The sequence below is a fragment of the Sphingomonas hankookensis genome, assembly GCF_022664465.1.
GTDB classification, from domain to species: domain Bacteria; phylum Pseudomonadota; class Alphaproteobacteria; order Sphingomonadales; family Sphingomonadaceae; genus Sphingomonas; species Sphingomonas hankookensis.
Genome location: NZ_JAKREV010000002.1, coordinates 167,633 through 192,793 on the forward strand (window position 1 = coordinate 167,633; position 25,161 = coordinate 192,793).

Here is a 25,161-nt window from a genome sequence, read left to right on the forward strand (position 1 = left end):
TGTCAGGCCGCCGCGGCGACCGGCTTCGCCTTGGGCCGAAGCCCCATCAGATGGCAGATCGCGTAGGACAGCTCTGCCCGGTTCAGCGTGTAGAAGTGGAAATCGCGCACCCCGCCGGCATAGAGCTTGCGGCACATTTCCGCCGCGATCGTCGCCGCGACCAGCGCACGGGCGCCGGGATGATCGTCCAGCCCCTCGAACAACCGGTCCATCCATGCCGGGATGGCCGCACCGCACATGCCGGCGAACTTGCGCACCTGTGCCACGTTCGATACCGGCAGGATGCCCGGCACCAGATCGGCGGTGATGCCCGCAGCAGCGGCGGCGTCGCGGAAGCGGAAGAATGCTTCGGGCGTAAAGAAGAACTGGGTGATCGCGCGCGTCGCACCGGCGTCCATCTTACGCTTCAGATTGTCGAGATCGGCCGCCTGATGCGCCGAATCCGGATGACATTCGGGATAGGCCGCGACCGAAATCTCGAACGGGTGCAGCTTCTGCAAGCCCGCCACCAGCGCCGCGGCATTCTCGTAGCCATCGGGATGCGCGACGAACTTCTGCCCCATCGTCGGCGGATCGCCGCGCAGCGCGACGATGTGCCGCACGCCCGCCGCCCAATATTCCTGCGCGACCTGATCGATCTCCGCCCGGCTTGCCTCGACGCAGGTCAGGTGCGCGGCGGCAGGCATCGACGTCTCGCGCGCGATCCTCGCGACGGTGGCATGGGTCCGCTCACGCGTCGATCCGCCCGCGCCATAGGTGACGCTGACGAATTTCGGCCCCAGCGGCTCCAGCGCGCGGACCGTGTCCCACAGTGCGGCTTCCATCTTCTCGGTCTTGGGCGGGAAGAATTCGAAGCTGACCGCACAATCGCCCGCCAGATCGGCGAACAACGGTGCATCCAGCGCGCGGCGCGCCTCTTCGAGGTCGGAAATGGTAGGAGTCATGCCGCCTTCACCTCTTGTACGTCATAGGCGCGCCGCGCCATCCACAGCTTCACGGTCAATTCGCCGCCGCCCAGCGTCTCGATCGATACCGGCGCCAGCCCGGCCTCCCCGAACCAGCCCAGCATCTGCTCGTCGGAAAAGCCCAGCCGCGCATGCGCGTCGCGCACCCGCAGATCCTCGCGCTCGTGCGGTGCGAAATCGCAGATCAGCAACCGCCCGCCGGGCCGCAGCACGCGCGCAGCCTCGGCGATCGCCGCGCCCGGATGCTGCACGAAATGCAGCACATGGTGCAGCACCGCCGCACCGGCCACCGCGGTATCGACCGGCAGCGACAGAATGTCCGCCTGCCGCAACTCGGCATGGTCCAGCCCGCGTTCGGTCAGCTTGGCGCGCGCCAGTCGCAGCATTTCCGACGACCGGTCGATGCCGATGGCCTGCGTCGCCTGTGGCGCGAACAGTTCCAGCATCCGCCCGGTGCCGGTGCCGATATCGACCAGCAAGTCGATCCGCGTCGATCCCAGCGCCGCCAGCATCGCCGCCTCGACCTGTTCCTCGGCGACATGCAGCGATCGGATTGCGTCCCATTCGCCGGCATGCGCCTCGAACCACGCCGCCGCCGCCGTCGCGCGATCGGCGCGGACCTCGGCCAGTCGCAGCCCGTCGGCGCGCAGCTGCGCATCGTCGGGCATCGCCCATGCATCCAGCGCCCCCAGCAACGGGGCGACAAGCGCCGACTGCCCCAGCGCGACGAAGACCCAGCTGCCTTCCTTGCGCCGGACCGCCAGCCCGGCGTCGCACAAAATCTTGATATGCCGACTGACCCGCGGCTGGCTCTGTTCCAGGACCTGCGCCAGTTCGCCGACCGACAGCTCCATCGATCGCAACAGGCACAGCACCCGCAACCGGGTGGCGTCGCTCGCCGCGCGCAATATATCGAGAGCCGGAACCATGCAGCATGATATAAAGAAATCTTTATATGACGTCAATCGATCATGTCGCACCTGCGGCGATCGCCGCCCCGATGCGGCAGGCCGTGCAACCGCCGCCCCGCCCGTGCGTTGGGCGGCGGATCATAACGGAAGGGAAACCGCCATGAAGAAGCTCATCCTGCTGCCGCTCGCCGTCGCTGCATTTTCGATCGGTGCCTGCAGCCAGAAGGCGCAGAACGAAACCGGTGAGGCCGCCGACGCCGTCGCCGCAGACGTGAACGCGACGATGGGCGAAGCGGTCAGCGACGTGCAGACCGCCGGCGAGCGCGCAATCGGCGCGGCCGAGAACGCTACGGATCGTGCCGGTGACCACATCGAAAACGCCACCGATCGTGCCGGCGCCGCCATCGACCGCGGCGCTGCGAAGGCCGACGCTGCCGCCGACAATGCGCAGCGCGAAGCTGGGCAGGAACTGGAAAAGGCCGGTCGCGACATGCAGCGCTAAGCAGCGTTTGCGCTAAGACAGAAAGGCCGCGTCCCGACGCAACGGGACGCGGCCTTTTTCGTTGGGAGACGATCGATGCGCCAGCTTGCCACCCTCGCCGTCCTGTTTCTCGCCGCCTGTAACGGCACCGACGAGCGCTCGGCGCCCGGCGGCGTGACGCAGGGCGAAGCCGCCGCGCTGAACGATGCCGCGGCGATGCTGGACGACAATGCCCTCGACGCGAACGCGATCGCGCCCGAACCGAAGGAACGCCCATGACCGATCCCGTCCGCCGCCGCCTCGGCGCCACCGACCTCGAAACGCCACCGCTGATCCTCGGCGGCAACGTCTTTGGCTGGACGATCGACCGGGCGGAGAGCTTCCGCATCCTCGACGCGTTCGTCGATCTGGGCGGGACGATGATCGACACCGCCGACGTCTATTCGGCATGGGTCGACGGCCATCGCGGCGGGGAATCGGAAACCATCCTCGGCGAATGGTTGCGCCAGTCGGGCAAGCGCGACCGCGTGCTGATCGCGACCAAGGTCGGCATGCTGCCGGGCGATGGCGGCGAAAAGCTCGCGCCCGCCCGGATCGCGGCGGCGGCGGAGGGGTCGCTCGCGCGGCTCGGCACCGATCATATCGACCTGTATTATGCTCATCAGGACGACGAGGACACGCCGCAGGCCGACTATCTGGCAGCGTTCGGACGGCTGATCGACGCGGGCAAGGTCCGGGTGCTGGGCGCATCGAACTTCCGCGCGATGCGGCTGAAGTCGGCGCTGGATCTGGCGACGGCGGAAGGCCTGCCGCGTTTCCACGCGCTGCAACCCGAATACAACCTCGTCAGCCGCCATAAATATGAGGGCGAGCTGCAGAACCTGTGCGTCGAGCACAATATCGGCGTGGCGCCCTATTTTGGGCTCGCCGCAGGGTTCCTGACCGGCAAATATCGCTCGACCGAGGACCTCGGCAAAAGCGTCCGCGGCGGCGGCATGACGGAGTTGCTGGAGGGCAAGGGCAAGCCGATGCTCGCGGCGATGGATGCGGTCGCCGCAGAGACCGGCGCGACGCTGCCGCAGATCGCGCTGGCATGGCTCGCCACGCAGGAGGGCGTCGTCGCGCCGATCGCCAGTGCCACCAGCGTAGCGCAGCTGGAGGAACTGGTGGGGTCGTGGCAGCTGCGCCTGACCGACGAGCAACTCGCCCGCCTGACCGACGCCGGGGTATAATTCCGGCCGCCGGGCGCGTCGGCGCCCGGCCGGTCGTTATTCCGCCGCCTGCGCCATATCCTCGAACTCGGCCGCCTGCAGGAAGCGTTCGGCATCCAGCGCCGCCATGCAGCCGGTGCCGGCGGCGGTGACCGCCTGGCGATAGATCTTGTCCATCACGTCGCCGCACGCGAACACGCCAGGGACGCTGGTACGCGTCGATCCGGTCTCGACCGCGATATAACCGTCGTCGTCGAGCGCGATATGCCCGCGGAACAGCTCGGTCGCCGGATGATGGCCGATCGCGACGAACCCGCCATCGACGTCGAGCGTCGACAGCTCGCCGGTCACCGTATCCTTCAGCTCGATACCGACCAGTCCGTGCGGTTCGCCGCCGCCGACGAAGCGCTCGACCTGCTTGTTCCACAGCACGTTGATCTTGTGGCTGGCGAACAGCCGCTGTTGCAGGATGCGTTCGGCGCGGAAGCTGTCGCGGCGATGGATGATCGTCACGTCGTCGCTATGGTTGGTCAGGTACAGTGCTTCCTCGACCGCGGTATTGCCGCCGCCGATCACCGCCACCTTCTTGCCGCGATAGAAGAACCCGTCGCAGGTGGCACAGGCCGACACGCCCTTGCCCTTTAACAGCTCCTCGCTGTCGAGCCCCAGCCAGCGCGCCTGCGCACCGGTGGCGATGACCAGCACCTCGCCCTCATACACATCGCCGCTGTCGCCGGTCAGGCGGAACGGACGGCGGCTCACGTCGATATCGACGATGGTGTCCCACATCATGCGCGTGCCGACATGTTCGGCCTGCGCCTGCATCTCACCCATCAGCCACGGGCCCTGCACGACGTCGCGGAAGCCGGGGTAGTTTTCGACATCGGTGGTGGTCATCAACTGACCGCCGGGCTGGATGCCCTGCACCACGATCGGCTCCATCCCGGCGCGCGCGCCATAGATCGCGGCGGACAGGCCCGCAGGGCCGGAGCCGAGGACGAGCATACGGGTATGGTGCGTTACAGACATGGTACAGGTTCCGTTCGATGCGATCGGTCCGTCTATGCCGGTCGCGGGGTCGAACGCAACATGGGGAACCGGCGGCATGGCGCAAGCCATCCCGCCGGTCGCGCGTTATAGGATGAGGGCGAGGATCGCTGCCCAGAGCGGGAGGGCGAGCAGCAAGCCGAATATCAGCCCCGCCATGCTGTTCGGGCCATCGGCGTCGACACCGGTGGGCATCGGGCGGACGGGGGTGACGGTCGACATGGCGGCTATCCTCTCATGTTTTCTTGTTAACCATCAACGAACGAACGCCCCGGAGGTTCGATAGAATCTGAACGCTGGATGAAGATCATCGTGAATAGCTCACGCTCCGACCGGAGGGTCACCGGCCATTGCCTGCCGATGCGCTTCGGCGAGGATCGTGTGTGCCTGTGCCGCCTCCGCCGATCGGGCGTCGCGTACCATCGCCATCTCCTGGGCGTAGCGCAGCGCGTGATAGTCGCGGGCGTTGGTGGCCGACGCGGGCCTGGACAGGGTCGCCGCGCGGAAACGGCCGAACCAGAAATGCATGGTATCGCTTTCTGCAAAGATACGCCGGGGCGCGGGCGCCCCGGCGTCACGGTTAGAACTGGAACCCGACCCCGGCATTGGCACCGCCATAGCCCTGGCTGTCATAGGTCCCGCCGACCTTCACCACCGCGCGTCCATCGTTGAACGCCCGCGATGCGCCGAACGCGATGGCCGACTGGCCGCGATAGGTGCCGCCGCCGATGGCGACCATCGTCGCACCGGGTTCCATCGCCTGTGGCAGTGCCGCGACGGCCATCGCCGCCGACGATCCGGCGCTCAGGTCGCGGCGCAGCACGCCCAGGTCGAACCCGACCTGCGCCATCCGGCTGTCGATATAGTTGGTCGTCTGGTTGGCGACGCCTTGCAACCCGGCCTGCAACTGGCCGAGATTGACCGCATCGGTCGCCGCCGTCCCCGCCGCGACGTTGCGCAGCGCGACCGGTGTGCCGCCACCATTGCCCAGCGTTACGTTACCCGAGCCGTCATACTGGACCGAATTGGTGCCCAGCGTCAGCGCCGCCTGCGCGGTCTGGTTGACGGCGTTGAGCTGTCCGCCATTCACCGCCTGCGTCGATCCGGCCGCAACCGTGCCGGCGGCGACATTGGCGAGGGTGACGGGCGCTGCGGCATTGCCCCCGGCCAGCGTCACCTGGTTGGTGCGGGCGCCGGTGGCGTCGCGGTCATATTGCAGGCTGTTGGACGACTGGGTCGCCACCGCGAACAGCTGTCCGCCGTTGACCGCATCGGTCGATCCCGCCGCGACGTTGCCCGCCGCGACATTGTGCAGGCCGACGGGCGCTGCCGGGTTGGCGCCGATCAGCGTCACGTCGTTGGTCAGCGTACCGCCGTTCGACACCGTCGGCGACCCCGGATTGCTGTACTGGATCGCGCTGACCGTGCTGCCGGTCAGCGTGTTGCTCAGATTGGTGATCGCCGCGCTGTTGGCCGCGACCTGCACGTTCGTCTCGGCCAGCTGCCCGCCATTGACCGCATCGGTCGAACCGATCGCGATATTGCCGGCGCGGACGTTGCGCAGCCCGACCGCGCCACCGCTCGCCCCGACCAGCGTCGCATCGTCGGTCAGCGTGCCGCCATTGGGCGTGGTCGGCGCCGATGCGTCGGCATATTTAAGGGGCTGGTTGCCGACCTGCGTCTGCAGATTGGTGATCGCCGTCGAATTGGCGTCGACACGGGTCGTCAGGTTGGTCACCGCCGTCCCGGTGCCGGTCGCATTCGCCTGAAGGTCGGCGATCGCGGTCGTGTTGCTGGCGATCTGCGTCGTATGACTGGCGACCGTCCCTTCCAGCGTGGTCGTCCGCCCCGCCACTGCGGCTACTGCCTGGTTGGTGGTGTTCAGCTGATCGCCGTTCACCGCGTCGGTCGACCCGGCACCGACCGCACCGCCCGCGACGTTGTGCAGCGCGACCGCGCCACCGCTGGCCCCGACCAGCGTCAGGTCGTCGGTCACCGTGCCACCATTAGGCGTCGTCGGCGTCCCCGCCGTCGAATAGCGGACCGGCCCCGCCGATCCGTTGCCGATCTGCGCGATGGCATTGGTGTTCGCCACGACCTGTGCGTTGACCGCGAACAGCTGCGATCCGTTCACCGCGTCGGTCGACGTGGCGGACACGCTGCCCGCCGCGACATTGGCGACGACGGTACCCGCGGCACCGCCCAGCGTCAGCCGATCGCGCGCGACATTGTCATACTGCACCGCGCTGGCACCCAGCGCCGCCAGCCCGGACGTATTGGCCGTTACCCGCGTATCGAGCGCACTGAGTGCGGTCACGGTGGCATCGAGCCGCTGATCGGTCGCGAACAGCTGCGACCCGTTGACCGCATCGGTCGAGGTCGCGCTTACCGCACCGGCCGCGACATTGCCCAGCGTCACCGCCGCGCCCGGGGTGGTACCGACCAGCGTGACGCCGCCGGTGCGGACCCCGGCGGCATCGACGTCGTAACGGACCGCCGTCGCGCTGGCCCCCTGCAACGTCGCGATATCCTGACTGTTGCTGGTGACCCGCGTGTCCAGCCCGCCGATCGCGGTCGTATTCGCATCGACGCGCGTGTTGGTGGCGAACAGTTGCGATCCGTTGACCGCTTCGGTCGACGTCGCCGCCAGCGCACCCGCCGCAACGTTGCCCAGCGTAACCGCCGTACCCGGCGTAACGCTGGCCAGCGTTACGCCACCGGTCCGCACCCCGCCCGCGTCGACATCGTAGCGGACGGCGTTCGCAGTCGCGCCCTGCAGCGTCGCGATGTCCTGGGTATTGGCCGTCACGCGCGTGTCCAGTCCGCCGATCGCGGTCGTGTTCGTATCGACGCGCGTGTTGGTGGCGAACAGCTGCGATCCGTTTACCGCTTCGGTCGAAGTCGCCGTCACGGCACCCGCACCGACATTGGCCAGCACCGTACCCCCTGCGCCGCCCAGCGTCGCACGGGTGCGGGTGGCATCGTCATACGCGATCGTGCTGCCCGCCAGCGCCGTGACGCGATCGGCCACGCCGGTCACCTGTCCGACCGTCGCTGCATCGGTCGCGGCCGATCCGGCGGCGACGTTGGTGATCTGCCGCAAACCGCCGGCGGTGCCGACCGAGACTTCGCCGGCCGAATTCTGCGCACCGGTCAGGCCGACGGCGGTGTAGCCAGCCAGCGCGCCGCGCCCGGCGATCGAGCCGGCGCCCAGCGCCACGCTGTTCGCCGCCGTCACCTGCGCATTGGTGCCGAACGCGATGCTGCCGGTCGCACCGGCCTCGGCACGGGCATTATTGCCGAATGCGATCGCGTTGAGATCGGAAGCGAAGGACGGCGTGCCGTTCGTGCCCAGCCCCGAAATCCGGTTGCCGCCGATCGAGATGCCGCCGGGATTGTCGAGGCTGATCGCATTTGCCGTCATCTGGCACTGATCGTTCGGGCCGATGACGTTGCCACTGGTGTCCAGCACCTGCAGCGTGATCGGCGCACCCGATGCCGCCTGGTTCAACAGGCCGGTCACGTTGGTATTGAGCGGCGGCAACACCCCGCCGAGCAGCGGCAGGCCGAGGATACCGTTGACGGTCCCCTCGATCGGGCCGGTGATGCCGGTGACGACGGGCGCGACGATGTCCGTCACGACCGATCGGGGCAACTGGACGCCGGCGCAGGCGCTGACGACGCGGGTTTGCGCCGCCGCCTGTTGCACGCCAACCGTGCCGATCAACATAGTCGAACCGAGCAGCATCCGGAGCAACGGACTGACGGTACCGAAACGCGCGTTGGGCTGGGGAAATTGCATACGTCCTCCTGTACTCCCCGGAGCTGGGGCCCGGGTTCGGATCAGGATGACGCAGCGATCGCCACGATCTGCTTGACGGCAAATCTTAAAGGAAAACCGTATTTTACAGGCGCTTAAAGACTAATGTATCCGGTTTTGGACAGGGGAACGGGAGGCGGAAACGATGCTCGGGGGGACACGCCAACAACCGCCCATGGCCGAAATCCGCGACAGCGCGCGTTCAACCGTTCGCAAACCGCAACCTCGCGACCTTCACATGCACGGGGCAGCCAGCACGACGCGCATAGGGCACCGTTGCCACCACTTGAGGATTTTGCGTGAATTTCAACGGCTTCGGACCGCGGCGGGTGGTAGCGAAGGAGGGATTTGAACCCCCGACCCCAGGATTATGATTCCCGTGCTCTAACCAACTGAGCTACTTCGCCCCGCCGCATCCCCGTTGGGGAGGGCGGCCCTATACGAACGCGAATCGTTGTGGTCAAGCGAACATATGCCGGGAAAGTGCTTCCCATGGTCCGCCGCGATACCACCAGCTTGCCAGACCGGCGACTTTGAGCGGGCGGGGCTCGAAACCGGGGGACAATTCGGCCAGCAACGCCTTTGCTTCCGCTGGCTCCACCTTGTTCTGGATGGTGACGTGCGGCCGCCATCCGGCGCGGTCCTGCGGCACCAGCATGGTGGCAAAAGCATCGGCCAGTTCGGCACGGATCGATTCGAGATCGGGCGATTCGATGCGATAGGCGACGCCGCGGCCGAGGTTCATCAGCCCGCCGACCCGCGCGAACGGCGCCGGTACGCCGCGGGTCAGTGCGCTCAGCCGCTGCTTGAGTTCCGCGCCCAGCTCCGGGGCCAGATGGTGGAACATCGTGCAATGCGCCGCCAGCACGTTGCGCTCCGGCGGAAAATAGGCGCGACGCTGCCGGTCGAACCACGCCTGATCCTCATGCCCGAACAACGCGGTCACGATGATCGGGGCGGGACCGTCGGACATCGTCAGATTTCGACCTGGCTACCCAGCTCGACCACGCGGTTGGTCGGCAGGCGGAAGAACTCCATCGCGCTTTCCGAATTCTGCAGCATCCACGCGAACACCTTTTCGCGCCAGATCATCATCCCCGGCCGCGACGACGGCAACAGCGTCTGCCGCGCGAGGAAGAAGCTGGTGTCCATCATCCGGAAATCGCCGCCGCAGCATCCGACCGCCTTCAGCGCACCGGGCACGTCGGGGTCCTGCATGAACCCGAACTTCAGGATCATGCGGTGGAATCCCTGTCCCAGATCCTCGTTCTTCGTGCGAACTTCGGGATCGACATAGGGCGTGTCGGCGATCTTGACCGTCAGCAGGATGACCCGCTCGTGCAGCACCTTGTTGTGCTTCAGGTTATGGAGCAGCGCGTGCGGCACGCCTTCGGGGGTCGAGGTCATGAACACCGCGGTGCCCGGCACGCGGGTCGCGCTGCTGGCCGCCGACTGGATGAACACCTTGATCGGCATGGCGGCCTCCCGCATCCGCTCGATCATCAGCTTGCGCCCCTTGGCCCAGGTCGTGAGCAGCACGAAGACGACGATCCCGACTAGCAGCGGGAACCACCCGCCATCGGGCACCTTGGTCAGGTTCGACGCGAAATAGGCGCCGTCGATGCACAGGAACATCGCCATGAACGCCACGACCGCCGCGACCGGCCAGTTCCACACGCGCTTGATCAGCACCGCGATCATGCAGGTGCTGATGAACATCGTGCCCGTCACCGCGATGCCGTAGGCGGCGGCAAGGTTCGACGATTCCTGGAACCCGAAGATCAGCAGCAGCACCATGACCAGCAGCGCCCAGTTGACCACCGGGATGTAAATCTGCCCGGCCGCATCGGCGCTGGTATGTTCGATGCGCAACCGCGGCATCAGGCCCAGCTGCACCGCCTGCTGCACGACCGAGAAGGCACCGGTGATCACCGCCTGGCTGGCGATGATCGTCGCCAGCGTGGCAAGGATGACCAGCGGCAGGCGGAAATCCTCGGACGCCATGAAGAAGAACGGGTTGGATGCCGCATCGGGGTTCTGCAGCAGCAGCGCGCCCTGCCCCAGATAGTTCAGCATCAGCGCGGGGAACACGACGTACAGCCACGCGACCGAGATCGGGCGGCGGCCGAAATGGCCCATATCGGCGTACAGCGCCTCAGCCCCGGTCACCGCCAGCACGACCGACCCCAGCGCAAGGAACGCCATGATCCCGTCCTGCGCGAAGAACCGCACTGCCCAGATCGGGTTCAGCGCCTGGAAAATATCCGGCCGTTCGAGGATGTTGATGACGCCGAGGAACACCAGCGTCGCGAAATAGGCGATCATGATCGGCCCGAACAGCCGCCCGACGCTGGCCGTGCCGACCGCCTGCAACCAGAACAGCCCGATCATGATGACCACCGCGATCGGTATCACGAACGGATCGAAGCCGGCATTGACCGTCGCCAGCCCCTCGACCGCCGACAGCACCGACACCGCGGGCGTGATCATGCAGTCGCCGAAGAACAGCGCCGTCGCCAGCACGCCGAGGATGACGAGGCTGGAGGTCCAGCGCCCGCCGCCGCTCTTGCGCTGGATCAGCGCCAGCAGCGCGAGGCTGCCACCCTCGCCGTTGTTATCGGCACGCATGATGATGAAGACGTATTTCAACGTCACGATCAGCATCAGCGACCAGAAGACGAGGCTGACGACGCCGAAGATGTTCAGCTGGTCGACCGGCAGCCGGTGATGGCCGACGAACGTCTCCTTCATCGCGTAGAGCGGCGAGGTGCCGATATCGCCGTAGACGATGCCGAGCGCACCCAGCGACAGCTTGGCGAGCGACTGGCGCGGGCCGTGATGGCCCGTTCCCTCGGCGGGGAGATCGGTGGCTTCCGACGAAGCCTCTCGGGAAAATATCACGGGCGCGAGAACCGCGCCGAAGTGGCAACGAGTTTGGTCATGTCGACCGCGTCCCAGTGGTTCAAGGCCGCGCCGTTAGCACGCGCAATATGGCCGTGCAATCATCCGCTGTGCGGCAGGTGGGATGGATGGGGGATGAACGACGGGCTTTTGCCGGGCGTCGACTGGAGAAAGGACAATGTTCGCTCTTCCGTCCCGCTCCCCCCCTCCCGTTTGCTTCGAGCGCAGGTTCGAGCCTGTCGAGAACCGAAGTCGAGAAGGGGTTGCCCCAAGCAGGGCGTTCTCGACGGACGCTTATCGACAAGCTCGAAGCTGCTCGAACCAAACGGTGTGGGTGTTGACGGGTGCGAGCTGGGGGCTGATCTCTCTGATGTGAACGGTCGCCCGGCGAAGGCCGCAGCCGCAAGCGGCTATAGTCGCACGCGACCATCGGTACGCTACCGATAGATATCGCGGCCCTCCCCACTCTGTACAGCGCAGGAGCAATCGCACCGATGTTTCGGTTGAACGTCGATCGGTCCTGCGACGCCCGGTGACCGGATGCGTAGCGCCATATACCGCTAGCAACGTTTATTCAGCGCCCCCGCCCCGCCGCGGCCGGATGGCGCCGGCGTCGATCGCCTGACGAATCAGCGCCAGATTCTCGATCGCGGCCAACCCCCATTGCGACGCGGCGTTCGTGCTGATCCCCGGCCATTCGACCACCCCGCCCGGCAGCCACCGGCGCGGGTCGGTGGTTGCGACGCCGAGGCCCGCACGGCCGGCAAAGAACTCGCTCGCCCCCCGCGTTGCGAGGGCGGCATCCTTCTTCGCCCATGCGGCAAACGCGGTCAGCCGCGAATGCGCCTCGCCCAGATTCTCCGATCCCTTGCGCGGACCGAAACGCGCCTCGAACGCGGCCTTCGGCGCATTGTAATAGCGGCAGTAATCGAGCCACGCCGAACGGTAGCGCGGCACGTCGAGCAGCTGGAGCAGTTCGGTATTGATCTCCACCGCACCGAACACCGAATTGAGGTGCGAGATCGACACCTTGTCTCCCGGCCCCAGAAAACGGCCGCTGGCAAGGTCATACGGCGCGCTGCCCGCGACCCAGCCGTTCTGCAACCGGCCGATGCTGTCCATCCCGGCGATCAGCCGGTCGCGCCAGCGCTTGTCCCCGGTCCGCTCCCATTCGGTCAGCCATGCCGCGGCCAGCGAACACCACACCGTCCCGAACGACATCTCGATCGTGCCGGCCGGCAGCACCGGGCGATCGCCGCCGGGTACCTTGCGGCCGATCTCGACCGTCTTGAGCGTCTGGTCCGACGTCAGCAGGTCGCGCATCAGGTCGCCGACGCGTTCGTCGGCGGTCAGATAGTAGAAGATGCGGCGATAGGCGGCGTTGCTCACGCGCGGCTGCTTCGAACTGTCGCTCCAGTGCTGCACGCCGTGGCGGGTGCCCATGCCGCGGAAGCGGCCGACATGATACACATCGACCTCGCCGGTATGGCGGGTCATCGCCTCGGCCAGCCGGTACGCCTGCCCGCCACCGGTGCGCAGCGCCTGCATCCACAGCCACAAATCGGGCGACAATTCGCTGTTCGCCCACGCAAACCCGCCGATGTCGTAGCGCCACTGGTGCCGGTCGGCATCGTAGCTGTGCATGACGTCGCCATGGTTCCAGAAGCCGTACCAATGACGCCGCTCGACCTCGCCGGCATAGAAATCGACCAGCCGGCTCAGTTGATCCTCGATGGCGATACGGTTCGGCGTCGAACGGTCGGGCAGCGTCCAGTGACCGAACACCCCTGCCGCGTGCAGTCCCACCGGATCGGCGACCAGTTGCGGTGCGTCGACCACCGCCTTCGCCAGCGCCTGCAACCGCGCCGTGTCGGGCGTCGCCGGGAACGACCACAACATCAGCTCGCTGGTGCGCGCGATCCCGGTCGCACTGTCCCAGCCGGGCTCGTAATCCTCATAGGTGACGGCCAGCCCCTCGTTCTGGGCGTCATACCCCTCCATCCCCATCACGCCGCGATAGGGGCGCAGGTCCATCGCCGCCGCGCGCGGCGACCATAGCCACAGGGTGAGCTTCGCCGCATCGCCGTCCGCCCCGGCAATCGCGATCTCGCCGGGATGGCGCTCCCAAAACCAGCGTCCACCGATCGCCGCGCCGCCCATCGGCGACCCGACATAAGCGAAGCCCGGTGCACGACGCCCCTCGCCCGCGTCGATCCAGCCATGGCCGGGCCCGGTCCGCTTGCGCAGCGTGAAGCCCTGCGCCGAAAACTGCGCCAGCGACAGCTCGCCCCATGCCGGTATCCGCTCCAGCAGGTCGCCGACCGGCCGCGCCATGGCGGCGGGCGGCGGCGTCGCCTGCCCGGAAATCTGCGCGCGCCGCGTCGTCTCGCCCGGATCGCGGCGCAACCCGGTCAGCGGCCGCACAGCCTCGACGAACATCGCATCGTCGTCCAGCGCGATGCGGACATGGCGGTCGTGGAGCGGCACCGCCATCGGCACCGCCGTGGTCAACCCGACCCCCGACACGAACAGCGCGGCGGGATCGACGTCATGGACGAAGCTGTGGACGATCCGCAGCCCTTCGGCCCCGGCATAGGCATAGAGTCGGACGACGAACGGCAGGATCGACAGGCCGGACGCGACATGATGCCCCTCCAGCCGGACGACTGCGCGGACCGGTCCGCGCTGTTCGACCTCGACCCGCTCGATCCGTCCGGTGAGTGGCGTCCGCGGCCCTTCGGGATCGCCGCGCCGCACCTCGGCGACCAGTGCCGCGTCGCGCAGCACGACGCGGTCGCCATGCCATGCCCGGCGCACCAGCGTCTCGCCGCTCCGCGCGATCTCCCACCGGCGATCGCCGATCCTGACGACGATCGCGTCGCCCCGTTCCTCGATCGAGACTGCCCGGTCGGGCGCCACCGGTCGTCCCGGCGCTACCGTCACGCCGGCACCGGGCTGCACATCGGCGGGCAGCGCATGCGCGCTCCATTTGACGCTGCCATCGGGCCAGGTGGCGGTGGTCCAGCTCTGTGCCGCAATCGCCCGCCCGTCGCCATCGAGCACCGCCAGCGACCGGCGCGGCGACACCTGCCCGCGCGGCCACGCGATACCGAACGTCTGCCCCTGATGGATCGCCGGCGCCGTCCCCTCGACCCAGCGTGCGCCCGGTCGCGACACCGGCCCGGCCGGCGCAGCCAACGCTCCCGGCAGTCGCGCCGCACCCGCCGCCAGTATCGTTGCGCCCATCAGGGTCCGGCGGCTCATCCGCATCGTACATTCTCCGGATCGATCAGGGGCGCGAGATCGTGACGCCCCGGATACGCAAATGGCTTTGGGTCGTGCGGATCGCGAACCATCCGCGGCGATAGGGTTGCGGGTCGTGTAGGTTGAACATCCTTTGCCCGTCACGCTCGACGGCGATGCGCCGGCCGTCGGCGATCAGCACGATGTGCGTCCAGCGATTGGGCACGAGCATGTCGGCCGCCGCGCTGCGGTCATGGTCCGGCAACAGCGGGCGATCCCCTGCCCGCCCGGTATAGCGGCGCATCCGGGTGGTCGTGTTCCGGTTGCCGCCGATCCCGACATAATAGGTGGTCAGCGTGTCATAGTCCTCGAACCGGCCGCTACGCCGGCCCACCACCGTGCCGCCCGCCGGATCGGTCGCCATCCAGAAGGCGTTGAGGTCGCTCACCCGGTCGTTCGGCCCGCCCGCCGACACGGCCATCGCATCGAACGCAATCCGCACCGGCCCGTCGATCCGTTGCGGATGCCACAGCGTCAGGCCGGCGGGCGTGTCGATATCGATGACGCCCCCGGGCAGGAACGCGACGGTCGCCAGCGGATCAGCGGCCTCGGTCACCCAATCGACACGCGCCGGCCGATCGACCGGCACGCATCCCGCGAGCAACAACAGGCACCAGCCGCCCGCCGGGGCAAGGCGGCCGGTGCGCCGGATCACAGCTTGAACTGCGCGCCGATGAAGATGCGGCGGCCATTGTCGGTGAACTCGACGACGCGGGCATCGTCGATATACGCACGCGACAGTTCGTTGGTCAGGTTCAGCGCCTCGAAGAACAGGCTATATTGTGGCGAAATGCGGAACTGCACCCGCGCATCGACATAGGTTTCACCGCGGCGGAAGATCGGGTTGTTGCTGTTCGTCGCATCCGCCGCGTTGATCAGATAGTCGCTGCGCTTGTTGTAGCTGACCCGCGCGTTCAGCCAGTCCTTGTCGTAGAACACGCTGCCATTGTACGTATACTTCGACAGGCCGGGGAACGCATCCAGCGGCTGACCGGTGGCAACGTTGGTCAGCGAGCTGTTGAGCGCGCGGCTGTAGGTGAAGTTGCCGTTCACGCCAAAGCCATCGAACGGCGCCGGCAGGAAGGAGAATGCGGTCGACGCACTGACCTCGAACCCGTCCAGCTTCGCTCCGAAGCTGTTGGTCGGCTGACGCACCGTATAGAGCACGCCGTCACCGAACAGGTCGACACCGGCGCGGACCGATGCCGGCAGGACGAAGCTTTTGATGTCCTTGTAATAGTAACCGATGCTGACGACCGTGTCGGCGTTCGGATACCATGCGGCGTTCAGGTCGTACTGATCGGCGCGGTACGGCTTCAGATCGGGGTTGCCGGCCGTGCAGGTATCTTCGCCGGCGATGGTATCGGCGATGTCGATCACGCAATTGACGGTGGGCGACAGGTCGCTCGGCTTCGGCCGGGCGAGGTTCTTGGCATAGGTCGCGCGGACGAACAGGTTCGGCTGCACTTCCAGCGACAGGTTCACCGCCGGCAACCAGTCGTGATAGTCGTTGGACAGGGTAACTTCCTGTACCCCGACGGTCGCGATCTCGATCACCGCCGGAATGCCGGGAACACCGGTGCCGGGACGCACACGGCTTTCACGGCGCGTATTGCTGCTCGTCGAATCGTCGCGGGTATAGGTGTAGCGCATGCCGGCGTTGCCGGTCAGGTTCATGCCGAAGATCTCGGAACCGAAATTCGCCTTCAGGTAGCCGGCAACGATCTTTTCGTTGATGATGTACCCCGGAATCTGCGGCAGGCCGTCGGCGAAGCGCACCCGGCTCTGGTTGAAGCCGGACAGGTCGTAATAGCGCGACAGGTTGGCGAAATCGAACAGCGGCTGGGCCAGCCGCGTCGGCGCGCCATCGACCGCAGGGATACCGCCGAACAGCGGCGCACCACCGGTAATCCCGCCATTGACGCGCAGGAATTCCTGATACTGCGCCGGCGTGAAGTAGGTGACACCAGCCACGGGCCCCGTCGCCGGAGGGGAACCGATCACCGTGGTGAGCGACACGTTGTTGTTATACTGGAACACCGCCGGTCGCGCGACGATACCCGCCGCCGGAACGGCGGTGACCGCCGGCGACAACAGGCGCGCGCCACCTGCGTTATAGGCGACCAGGTCCGCGCTGCGATACTGTCCGCCGAACTTGATGCTCTTCAGGAAACCCCAGTCGAGATCGTAGTCGACGTCCAGCTTCAGCTGGTCTTCGGCAGAATCGTTCTGGCTGGGACGATATTGGACGCTGGGGCCGCTCTGGACCAACAGCTGTCCATTGGCGCCGCGCCGCGTATTGTCGCCATAGGCATTGATGTTCGCCGGATCGAACGCGCTGGGGAAGGTGATGATCGGCAGGCCGTCGGCATTGCGACGGTCGACGGTGATCCCCGACACGCCGGTGCTGATGCCCACGAGGTTGGTTTCGTTGACCCGGTTGCCTTCCGAGCGCGAGGCGAGGAACACCATCTTCATCCGGTCGAGTTCCCACTGGAACCCGGTCTGGTAGTAACGGGTGTTCTCGTCATAGCTGAAGTCGCGGCGCTGCACGCCGACGATGTTGCTGGCGCCGCCCGAATTGGCGACGATGTTGCTGCCAGCCGGCGTTGCCGCGTTCAGCGCGGTCGTCCAGCTCGTCAGGATATGCCCGTCGGTCGTGACGAACGACTGGGTCGGCCGCGCCCGCGACGCGCCCCCGGCGGCATTGGTCGCCAATGCGGCATCCAGGTTGTAGCGGGTGAGATCGGCCGTGCTGGTGACGACGCCGGCACTGCTCAGACCGCCGCCCATGTTGATGGCGTAGTTGGTGTCGCGCAGGTTCTGGTTACGGTAGTTCAACTGCACCTGGCCCCAGACGGAGAAATTGTCCGCGAAGCGATATTGTGCCTGGAAGTCGACCGAGGTCCGCGCATCGGTGCGTTCCTGGTTGCGATAGCGGACCGAACCCGGCGACCAGTCGAAGAACTGTTCCTCACACGCCAGCCGGTTGGCCGTCGCCAGCGCGGCGGTGGCGCCGGTCGTGCCCGCGCAGCTCTCATAGGTGCCGAAATTCGCGTAGGCGGCGTTGGGAATGGTCTTTTCGCTCGACCGGTCGAAATCGAAATAGCGCTGCCAGTTGGTGTTCGCGACCGAATCGCCGCGCGTATCGACCACGCTGTGCGTGACGTTGAACAGCACACCCAGTCGCCCGTCGAGCAGGTCGGAACGCCCCGCCGTCAGGTTGAAGCGTGGACGCCACTTTTCGGTGAGGTTGAGGCGCTGCGCCTCGCCCTTGATGCTGAACAGCGGTTGTTTGAGTTCGAGCGGACGGCGCGTTTCGACGCGCACGGTGCCACCGATGCCGCCTTCGGTCAGGTCGACGGTATAGCCCTTGTACACGTCGACCGACTTGACCAGTTCGACCGCCAGTTCGCGGAAGTCGCCGCTGCGCTCGCCCCCCGGCGATTGCTGGCTGACGCCGTTGATCTCGACGCGGTTGAGGTCGGGCTCGACGCCGCGGATCGACACCTTGCTACCTTCGCCGAAGTCGCGCTGCAGCTGCACGCCGGTGACGCGGGCCAGCGCCTCGCCGACGTTCTTGTCGGGGAAGCTGGCGATATCCTCCGCCACGATCGAATCGACGACGGTGTCGGCGTTCTTCTTACGGGCGTTGGCGGATTGCAGCGAGGCGCGGGTGCCGGTGACGAGGATGTCGCCGACCTCGTCCGCCAGCGGGTCGGTGGGGGATTGCGACGCTTCACCGCCCGACGCGACGACCTGCGCCATGGCCGGCGCGCTACCCAATGCCACGATCAGCGCCAGCCCCGATACCGCGCTGCGCAGCCCCGATCCGCGAATGTCGACGAACGGCGTCATGCAATCCCCTCCTTAAAAGTCCCTGCACGGCGCGTGGTTGTTCCCCGTAGCCGCAAAATGTCGTGATGCTCGTTACACGGCGTAATACCGAACGACGCCGTTGCAAAGCAGAATCTTCGCAATATGATATATGTGTTCACATGTTGGAACATTATACAGTGATTGGACAGACGATGCGGCGAAGCTACAGGGCGGCACTGGCGATCGGGATGGCAGCGATCGCGGTCGGCGCGGCGCCTAAACCGACCCGTCAATACGAACGACTCGACCGCGGGCTGGTCGCCGTGCCGGCGGCAGGCGGTGGCAATCACGTCAGCTGGCGGCTGCTGGCCGACGACCGGCGCGGCACTGCCTTTCGCCTGCTGCGCGACGGACAGGTCGTCGCGAAACGGGTTAGCGGCGCATCGAGCTTCCACGATCGCAGCGGCACCAGCACCGCGCGCTACCGCCTCGAAACGATCGGCGGACGCGAAGCCCTGAGCGAGGCAACGACCTGGGCCAGGGGCTATCTGCCGATCCCGCTCGACCGCCCTGCCGACCGGGTGACGCCGGCGGGCGAGCGCTATTCCTACACCGCCAACGATGCGAGCGTCGGCGACCTCGACGGCGACGGCCGGTACGAGATCATCCTGAAATGGGACCCGACCATTTCGAAGGACAATGCGTTCGGCGGCTATAGCGGGGAAACGCTGCTCGACGCCTATACGCTGGATGGCAAGCGGCTGTGGCGGATCGACCTTGGCCGCAACATCCGTTCGGGCGCCCACTACAGCCAGTTCATGGTCTATGACTTCGACGGCGACGGCAAGGCGGAGATCATGGTCAAGACCGCCGACGGCACCATCGACGGCACCGGCCGCGTGCTGGGCGATCCACAAGCCGACTGGCGGGCGAAGGGCGGCGAACTGCCGCAGGCTGACCGCACCGGGGCCGCCACCCTGCCCGACGGGCGCAAGGTCGCGCGGGTACAGGGACGCATCCTCAGCGGCCCGGAATATATCACCGTGTTCGAAGGCGCGACCGGACGCGCACTGGCCACCGCCCCCTATGCCCCGCCCCGCGGCAGCGATACGCCCGAAGGGTTGGCGGCGCTGTGGGGCGATGGCTATGGCAACCGTTCGGACCGGTTCCTTGCCGGGGTCGCCTATCTCGACGGGAAGCGGCCGAGCGGCGTGTTCGGGCGCGGCTATTATGCGCGCTCGACCATCGCCGCTTGGGACTGGCGCGACGGCAGGCTGACGCAGCGCTGGCTGTTCGACAGCGCCGCACCCGGCAACGCGAAGTTCGGCGGACAGGGCAACCACAACCTCTCGGTCGCCGATGTCGATGGCGATGGCCGTGACGAGATCGTCTATGGATCGATGGCGATCGACGACGACGGCACGGGGTTGTGGAGTGCGGGCCTCGGCCATGGCGACACGATGCATCTGGGCGACCTCGACCCGACGCGGCCCGGGCTGGAAAAGTTCGGCGTGCATGAGGAAGTGCCGCGCAATGGCGGGATCGGGTCGGCGATGCTCGACGCGCGCACCGGCAAGATCCTGTGGACCACCCCCGCGACCAAGGACACCGGGCGCGGCCTGTCGGCCGATATCGACCCGCGCTATCCCGGTGACGAGAACTGGAACTCCAGCACGCCGTACCTCTATTCGGCGCAGGGCAAGGTCATTCCCGGCCCCAAGCCGAAGGTCGCCAATTTCGCTATCTGGTGGGACGGCGACCCTTTACGCGAACTGCTCGATCGCAACCGCATCACCAAATGGGACTGGCGCACCGGTACCGAGACGCCGCTGCTGGTCGCCGAAGGCGCCACGTCGAACAACGGGACCAAGGCGACGCCCGCGCTATCGGCCGATATCCTCGGCGACTGGCGCGAGGAACTGATCCTGCGCAGCGACGACAGCAGCGAACTGCGCATCTATGCCACCCCCTTCCCCACCACCATCCGGCGGGTCACTTTGATGCACGATCCGGTCTATCGGCTGGGGGTCGCGTGGCAGAACACGGCCTACAACCAGCCGCCACACGCGCTGGTCGTGCCGAAGTGATCGCGGCGATCGCGCTGCTGCTCGCCGGGCCGACCGCCCCGACGACCTATCGGCTCGACGATGCCCCACCGGCCGCGAGCGAGACGCCGGTGGCGAGCGATCGCTCTTATCGGGGCGACTATGGCTATGAACCGGGTGGCGGGCGCCGTTTCTCGGTCGCGCTGCCCGAAGGCAATTGGCGCGTGACGGTGACGTTGGGCGGCAAGCGGCCGGCATCGACGACGATCAAGGCGGAGGCACGCCGGCTGATGCTCGATCGGGTCGCGACCCGCGCCGGGCAGCGGATGACGCGCAGCTTCGTCGTAAACACACGGACACCCGCGCTCGCGCCGCCGCCAGCGGGTGCGCCGGGCGGCACGGCGGTACGGCTGAAGCCTGCCGAGCTCGCCAGCGCGACCTGGGACGACCGACTGACGCTGGAACTGCTCGGCGACGCTGCGGTCACCTCGATCCGCATCGAACCCGCGCAGGTGCCGACGCTGTATCTGGTCGGCGATTCGACCGTCACCGATCAGCCATCGGAACCCGCCGCCAGTTGGGGGCAGATGCTGCCGGCGATGCTCGGCGATGACGTCGCGGTCGCCAACCATGCCGAATCGGGGGAGACGCTGAAGTCGTTCCTGACTGGCCTGCGCCTCGACAAGGTGCTGTCGACGCTGCGGCCGGGCGACTGGCTGTTCATCCAGTTCGGCCATAACGACCAGAAACGACAATGGGCGCAGACCTATGTCGACGCCGCGACCACCTATCGCAGCTATCTCAAGACCTACATTGCCGAGGCACGGCGGCGCGGTGCCCGGCCGGTGCTGGTGACCAGTCCGGAGCGACGCAATTTCGACGCGAACGGGCGGATCGAGCGCACGCTCGGCGACTATCCCCCCGCCGTCCGCGCGGTGGCGGCGGAGGAAGCGGTGCCGCTGATCGACCTCAACGGCGCCAGCGTCACGCTGTACGAAGCACTTGGCCCGACCGTCAGTCCGCAGGCGTTCAACGACGGTGGCAAGGACCGCACACACCACAATAATTATGGGGCGTGGCTGCTGGCGCGCGCGGTCGCGCAGGGCATGCGGGCAATTCCCGAACTGGCACCGGCGGTGACCGCAGCACCGTTCGATCCTGCCCACCCGCCGCCGCCCGCCGCCGTAGCGATCTTGCCCAGCAGCCTGCGCAGCGCGGTGCGGCCGGACGGGAATTGAATGCCGTCTCCGCGTTGACGCGATCGTCGCGTCGTTCTATTATTTGAATACGACGTCCACATGATGGACGACATGGGAGGGATCGATGGCGCGCCACGCGTTTCGGATGCAGTTGAAGCCGGGCATGGCCGCCGAGTATCGCGCGCGCCACGACGCGATCTGGCCCGAACTGTCGGCGCTGCTGCGCGGGGCGGGGATTTCCGACTATTGGATCTTCCTCGACGAAGAGACTGGTGCGCTGTTCGCGACGCTGGAACTGGCCCAGGTGAATCAGCGCGATGCGCTGCCCGGTCATCCGGTCATGCAGCGCTGGTGGGAATCGATGGCGCCGCTGATGGAGACGCAGGCGGATAACCGGCCGCTCGAATGGTCGCTCACGCCCATGTTCCACATGGCATGACCGGCATGCTGCGTAGCTTGCTCCTCGCCGCGACCGCGCTGGCCGCGACGCCGGCGCTTGCCCAGACCGCCAAGCCGACCGCTAATCTGAACGCGCCGGCAAGGCAGTTCGGCCGCGTGTCCTATGACGCGCGCTCGCTGATGATCGATGGCAAGCGGCTGACCATCTGGTCGGCCGAGGTTCATGCGTTCCGCCTGCCCAGCCCCGATTTGTGGCGCGACGTGTTGCAGAAGATGAAGGCCAGCGGGTTCAATACCGTCGCCTTCTATTTCGACTGGGGGTTCCACAGCCCCAAGCGCGGGGTGTACGACTTCAAGGGCATTCGCGACATCGACCGGCTGCTCGACATGGCGGCGGAGGAAGGGCTGTACGTCATCACCCGCGCCGGGCCGTATGTGAATGCGGAGCTGACGCGCGGCGGCTTTCCCGGGTGGTTGCAGAACCAGCGGGCGCGGGCGCGGACCGACGACCCTGACTATCTCGCCGCCGCGGATGAGTGGCTGAGCCAGATCAACCCGATCATCGCGCGTCACCAGATCAATAGCGGCAAGGGTACGGTGATCCTGCACCAGATCGAGAACGAGCTGGCGCTGACCACCCCGGCGCAGGGGCGGTACATGGACCATCTCTATGCCAAGGCGCGGGCGGACGGAATCACCGTGCCGCTGTTCCACAACGATCAAGGACGCAACGGATATTGGGTCCCGCGCGGGTCGAACGTGGCGAAGACGGTCGAGGGATCGCCCGACTTATATGCATTCGACGGCTATCCCGGCGGTACCTGCACCGTCGGTGGCAAGTTGACGCGCGGGTCGGCCGCGCCCGACTGGGGCTTCTATGGCTCCGGCGGGGCGAAGGGCGGCGCATCGGCCAGCCCGAACACCCCCGGTTTCGCGGCAGAGTTCGGCGGCGGCTGGTTCGATTATTGGGGATCGAACGGGGGCTACGAATGCAATGCGCGCCAGCGCGGCAAGCGGTTCCAGCGGGTGTTCTATGGCACCAACCTCGCCAACGGTATCGCCATCCAGAGCTTCTATATGGGGTTCGGCGGCACCAGCTGGGGCTGGTTGCCGGCACCGGTGGTGTTCACCAGCTATGATTACGGCGCGGCGTTCAGCGAGACGCGCGAAGTGCGCGAGAAGGCCGAGGAGCTGAAAGCTCTGGCTGGCATGATCGCAGCAGTGCCCGATCTGGCAGGGATGGTGCCGGCGGGGCCGGTCACGGTCTCCTCGCCGAACATCCAAGTCTATCACAACAAGTCGCCTGAGACCGATGCGCGCTTCCTGCTCGTGACGCATAATCCGTCGAACAAGGCGACCGACGACCGTTTCACCATCACCGCCGACCTGCCCGACGGGCGCTATGCGTTCCCCGAAATGCGGCTGAACGGGTTCGATGCGAAGTGGTTGATCGCGGGCGTGAACCTCGGTGGGCAGCGGCTGGTCTATGCGACATCGGAGTTGCAGTCGCATGTGAAGATCGACGGCGGCGACGTGCTGCTGCTGTACGGACGGGCGCAGGAGAGCGGCACGACGGTGCTGCGCTATGCGAGCGCGCCGACGGTGCGCGTCATCGCCGGCGACGTGCGGTCGGCGTTCGATGCGGCGAAGGGCGATCTGCGCCTCGATTATACCCATGGGGCATTGGCGCGGGTGCAGGTGTCGGGCGGCGGACGGCCACCGCTGACGCTGCTGATCGGCGACGAGGCCGAGGTCGCGAAATTCTGGAAATCGGGCGACGTGCTGGTGCGCGGGCCGGCGCTGGTGCGCTCGGCCAAGGGTGGCGCGACGCTGGCGCTGACCGGCGATATCAGGGAGGCGACGCCGCTGGAAATCTGGGCACCGAAGCGGGTCCGGTCGGTGACGTGGAACGGGCAACGCGTCGCGATCGCGACCGGCAGCGCGGGCAGCATCGTCGCGCGCACAGCGCTGGCGGGGCCGGCGGCGGTCGCCCTGCCGGTGCTGGCCGACTGGCGGATGGCGCCGGGGACGCCCGAGGCGGAGGCCGCGTTCGACGACAGCAAGTGGCAGGCGATCGACAACCGCGCCTATGCGAGCATCACCGCCCGCCCCGATGGGCAACCCAACATGCTGATGGACGCGTACGGCTTTCACGAAGGCGACGTGTGGTATCGCGGGCGCTTCACCGGCACGCCGGATGCGCAGCGGCTGCGGCTCTATTACGGCGCCGGCGGGTCGGGGATGGTGCAGGTGTTCCTCGACGGAAAGCTGATCGGGCAGGACGAACTGCCCGGCGGGCTGCCGCGACCGATCACGACAGGGGCAGCAACGATCGCGCTGCCCGACGCCGCGCGGGCGCCGGGCGAGCATGTGCTGTCGGTGATGTTGCGCAACAACGGCCATAACTGGGATCTGGACGCCGACGATTTCCACAAGGAAGCGCGCGGACTGGTATCGGCGTCCGTCGAGAAGCAGGCCGGGCAGTCGTTCGCGATCCCCGTTGCGTGGAAAATCCAGGGACGGCAGGGTGGCGAGGATATCGTCGATCCGGTCCGTGGCGTTCCCAATAATGGCGGACAATATGGCGAGCGGATGGGCTGGCACCTGCCCGGGTTCGACGATGCGCACTGGGCGAAGATTTCCTTGCCGGCGACGACTGCGCCTGCCGGCACCAGCTGGTACCGGACCAGCTTCGACCTGAACGTGCCGAAGGGGCAGGATGCGACGATCGGCGTGTCGTTCGGCGATACCGCCGTCCCGCGCTCGCCGGTCGATTACCGGGTGCTCGTGTTCGTCAATGGCTGGCACATGGGACAGTTCATCGCCCATGTCGGGCCGCAGCGGACCTTCGTGATCCCTGAGGGCATCCTCAACCATCGCGGCCGCAACGTCCTGTCGCTGGCGGTGACCAGCGATGGCATGCCCGGCAATGCGCTGGAGGCCGTCCGGCTGGTGACGTTGCGCAACGTGCGCGGCGGGGTGCCGGTGCGGATGGTAGATGCGCCGGCGGTGCTGGCGAAGTGATCCCGCCGCCCGTTCCGCACCCCCGCACACACATCC

Annotated in this window: 18 protein-coding genes and 1 tRNA gene; 7 read left to right on the forward strand and 12 right to left on the reverse strand. The window is 67.0% G+C overall.

All coding sequences use genetic code 11. The features are described 5' to 3' along the window. Positions 1 to 2: 2 nt before the first annotated feature. Positions 3 to 944 (reverse strand): methylenetetrahydrofolate reductase [NAD(P)H], encoded by a 942-nt coding sequence (gene metF, locus MF610_RS06175; RefSeq protein ID WP_242193925.1) that lies wholly within the window; start codon positions 942 to 944, stop codon positions 3 to 5. Next, positions 941 to 1,894: an ArsR/SmtB family transcription factor gene (locus MF610_RS06180; protein WP_242193927.1), complete on the reverse strand. Its 954-nt coding sequence runs from the start codon at positions 1,892 to 1,894 to the stop codon at positions 941 to 943. Before MF610_RS06180 ends, metF begins: the two co-directional genes overlap by 4 nt. 142 nt (positions 1,895 to 2,036) lie before the next feature. Between MF610_RS06180 and MF610_RS06185 the strand changes: the two genes are divergently transcribed. From MF610_RS06185 to MF610_RS06195, 3 genes are all read left to right on the forward strand, one after another. Beyond that, the gene (locus MF610_RS06185) at positions 2,037 to 2,378 is read left to right on the forward strand and encodes a hypothetical protein (protein WP_242193928.1); all 342 of its coding nucleotides are present in this window, start codon (positions 2,037 to 2,039) and stop codon (positions 2,376 to 2,378) included. 75 nt (positions 2,379 to 2,453) lie between these two features. Further along, the gene (locus MF610_RS06190; RefSeq protein ID WP_242193931.1) at positions 2,454 to 2,636 is read left to right on the forward strand and encodes a hypothetical protein; all 183 of its coding nucleotides are present in this window, start codon (positions 2,454 to 2,456) and stop codon (positions 2,634 to 2,636) included. Beyond that, positions 2,633 to 3,589, forward strand: a complete 957-nt coding sequence (locus MF610_RS06195) for an aldo/keto reductase (protein WP_242193933.1) — start codon at positions 2,633 to 2,635, stop codon at positions 3,587 to 3,589. Before MF610_RS06190 ends, MF610_RS06195 begins: the two co-directional genes overlap by 4 nt. A gap of 36 nt (positions 3,590 to 3,625) precedes the next feature. Here the strand turns inward: MF610_RS06195 and trxB are convergent, their stop codons facing one another. The 10 genes from trxB to MF610_RS06240 all read right to left on the reverse strand — a co-directional run bounded on the left by trxB (position 3,626) and on the right by MF610_RS06240 (position 18,497). Next, positions 3,626 to 4,597 carry a thioredoxin-disulfide reductase gene (gene trxB / locus MF610_RS06200; RefSeq protein ID WP_242193935.1) on the reverse strand — a complete coding sequence of 324 codons (972 nt, stop codon included), beginning with the start codon at positions 4,595 to 4,597 and terminating at the stop codon, positions 3,626 to 3,628. 105 nt (positions 4,598 to 4,702) lie between these two features. Beyond that, positions 4,703 to 4,837, reverse strand: a complete 135-nt coding sequence (locus MF610_RS19045) for a hypothetical protein (protein ID WP_277923934.1) — start codon at positions 4,835 to 4,837, stop codon at positions 4,703 to 4,705. Between the two features lie 99 nt (positions 4,838 to 4,936). After that, positions 4,937 to 5,143: a hypothetical protein gene (locus MF610_RS06205; RefSeq protein ID WP_242193937.1), complete on the reverse strand. Its 207-nt coding sequence runs from the start codon at positions 5,141 to 5,143 to the stop codon at positions 4,937 to 4,939. A 52-nt stretch (positions 5,144 to 5,195) separates the two neighbouring features. Then, entirely contained in the window at positions 5,196 to 8,417 is a 3,222-nt protein-coding gene (locus MF610_RS06210) for a YadA-like family protein (RefSeq protein ID WP_242193940.1), read from the reverse strand. 348 nt (positions 8,418 to 8,765) lie between these two features. Then, positions 8,766 to 8,842: transfer RNA gene (locus MF610_RS06215), tRNA-Met, on the reverse strand. A 53-nt stretch (positions 8,843 to 8,895) separates the two neighbouring features. Then, a complete protein-coding gene (locus MF610_RS06220; protein ID WP_242193942.1) occupies positions 8,896 to 9,408 on the reverse strand; it encodes a 2'-5' RNA ligase family protein in 513 nt (170 codons plus the stop codon). A 2-nt stretch (positions 9,409 to 9,410) separates the two neighbouring features. Continuing rightward, a complete protein-coding gene (locus MF610_RS06225) occupies positions 9,411 to 11,336 on the reverse strand; it encodes a potassium transporter Kup (RefSeq protein ID WP_242193945.1) in 1,926 nt (641 codons plus the stop codon). A gap of 570 nt (positions 11,337 to 11,906) precedes the next feature. Continuing rightward, a complete protein-coding gene (locus tag MF610_RS06230; protein ID WP_242193948.1) occupies positions 11,907 to 14,600 on the reverse strand; it encodes an exo-rhamnogalacturonan lyase family protein in 2,694 nt (897 codons plus the stop codon). A 25-nt stretch (positions 14,601 to 14,625) separates the two neighbouring features. Next, positions 14,626 to 15,294 (reverse strand): DUF6250 domain-containing protein, encoded by a 669-nt coding sequence (locus MF610_RS06235; protein ID WP_242193951.1) that lies wholly within the window; start codon positions 15,292 to 15,294, stop codon positions 14,626 to 14,628. After that, positions 15,291 to 18,497 (reverse strand): TonB-dependent receptor, encoded by a 3,207-nt coding sequence (locus tag MF610_RS06240; protein WP_242193954.1) that lies wholly within the window; start codon positions 18,495 to 18,497, stop codon positions 15,291 to 15,293. Before MF610_RS06240 ends, MF610_RS06235 begins: the two co-directional genes overlap by 4 nt. A gap of 173 nt (positions 18,498 to 18,670) precedes the next feature. On the opposite strand from MF610_RS06240, the gene MF610_RS06245 reads away from it, so the two are divergent. The 4 genes from MF610_RS06245 (at position 18,671) to MF610_RS06260 (ending at position 25,125) form a co-directional block, all read left to right on the forward strand. After that, positions 18,671 to 20,545, forward strand: coding sequence for a rhamnogalacturonan lyase (locus MF610_RS06245; protein ID WP_242193957.1), 1,875 nt, complete (start codon positions 18,671 to 18,673; stop codon positions 20,543 to 20,545). Next, entirely contained in the window at positions 20,542 to 21,741 is a 1,200-nt protein-coding gene (locus MF610_RS06250) for a rhamnogalacturonan acetylesterase (protein WP_242193959.1), read from the forward strand. Before MF610_RS06245 ends, MF610_RS06250 begins: the two co-directional genes overlap by 4 nt. Before the next feature lie 85 nt (positions 21,742 to 21,826). Continuing rightward, entirely contained in the window at positions 21,827 to 22,141 is a 315-nt protein-coding gene (locus tag MF610_RS06255) for an L-rhamnose mutarotase (RefSeq protein WP_242193961.1), read from the forward strand. Between the two features lie 5 nt (positions 22,142 to 22,146). Then, positions 22,147 to 25,125: a glycoside hydrolase family 35 protein gene (locus MF610_RS06260; RefSeq protein ID WP_242193963.1), complete on the forward strand. Its 2,979-nt coding sequence runs from the start codon at positions 22,147 to 22,149 to the stop codon at positions 25,123 to 25,125. Positions 25,126 to 25,161 lie beyond the last annotated feature (36 nt).

Coding starts and splice junctions, on each gene's coding strand:
- metF (WP_242193925.1), bottom strand. CDS start 944: ATGACTCCTACCATTTCCGACCTCGAAGAGGCGCGCCGCGCGCTGGAT.
- MF610_RS06180 (WP_242193927.1), bottom strand. CDS start 1,894: ATGGTTCCGGCTCTCGATATATTGCGCGCGGCGAGCGACGCCACCCGG.
- MF610_RS06185 (WP_242193928.1), top strand. CDS start 2,037: ATGAAGAAGCTCATCCTGCTGCCGCTCGCCGTCGCTGCATTTTCGATC.
- MF610_RS06190 (WP_242193931.1), top strand. CDS start 2,454: ATGCGCCAGCTTGCCACCCTCGCCGTCCTGTTTCTCGCCGCCTGTAAC.
- MF610_RS06195 (WP_242193933.1), top strand. CDS start 2,633: ATGACCGATCCCGTCCGCCGCCGCCTCGGCGCCACCGACCTCGAAACG.
- trxB (WP_242193935.1), bottom strand. CDS start 4,597: ATGTCTGTAACGCACCATACCCGTATGCTCGTCCTCGGCTCCGGCCCT.
- MF610_RS19045 (WP_277923934.1), bottom strand. CDS start 4,837: ATGTCGACCGTCACCCCCGTCCGCCCGATGCCCACCGGTGTCGACGCC.
- MF610_RS06205 (WP_242193937.1), bottom strand. CDS start 5,143: ATGCATTTCTGGTTCGGCCGTTTCCGCGCGGCGACCCTGTCCAGGCCC.
- MF610_RS06210 (WP_242193940.1), bottom strand. CDS start 8,417: ATGCAATTTCCCCAGCCCAACGCGCGTTTCGGTACCGTCAGTCCGTTG.
- MF610_RS06220 (WP_242193942.1), bottom strand. CDS start 9,408: ATGTCCGACGGTCCCGCCCCGATCATCGTGACCGCGTTGTTCGGGCAT.
- MF610_RS06230 (WP_242193948.1), bottom strand. CDS start 14,600: ATGAGCCGCCGGACCCTGATGGGCGCAACGATACTGGCGGCGGGTGCG.
- MF610_RS06240 (WP_242193954.1), bottom strand. CDS start 18,497: ATGACGCCGTTCGTCGACATTCGCGGATCGGGGCTGCGCAGCGCGGTA.
- MF610_RS06245 (WP_242193957.1), top strand. CDS start 18,671: ATGCGGCGAAGCTACAGGGCGGCACTGGCGATCGGGATGGCAGCGATC.
- MF610_RS06255 (WP_242193961.1), top strand. CDS start 21,827: ATGGCGCGCCACGCGTTTCGGATGCAGTTGAAGCCGGGCATGGCCGCC.
- MF610_RS06260 (WP_242193963.1), top strand. CDS start 22,147: ATGCTGCGTAGCTTGCTCCTCGCCGCGACCGCGCTGGCCGCGACGCCG.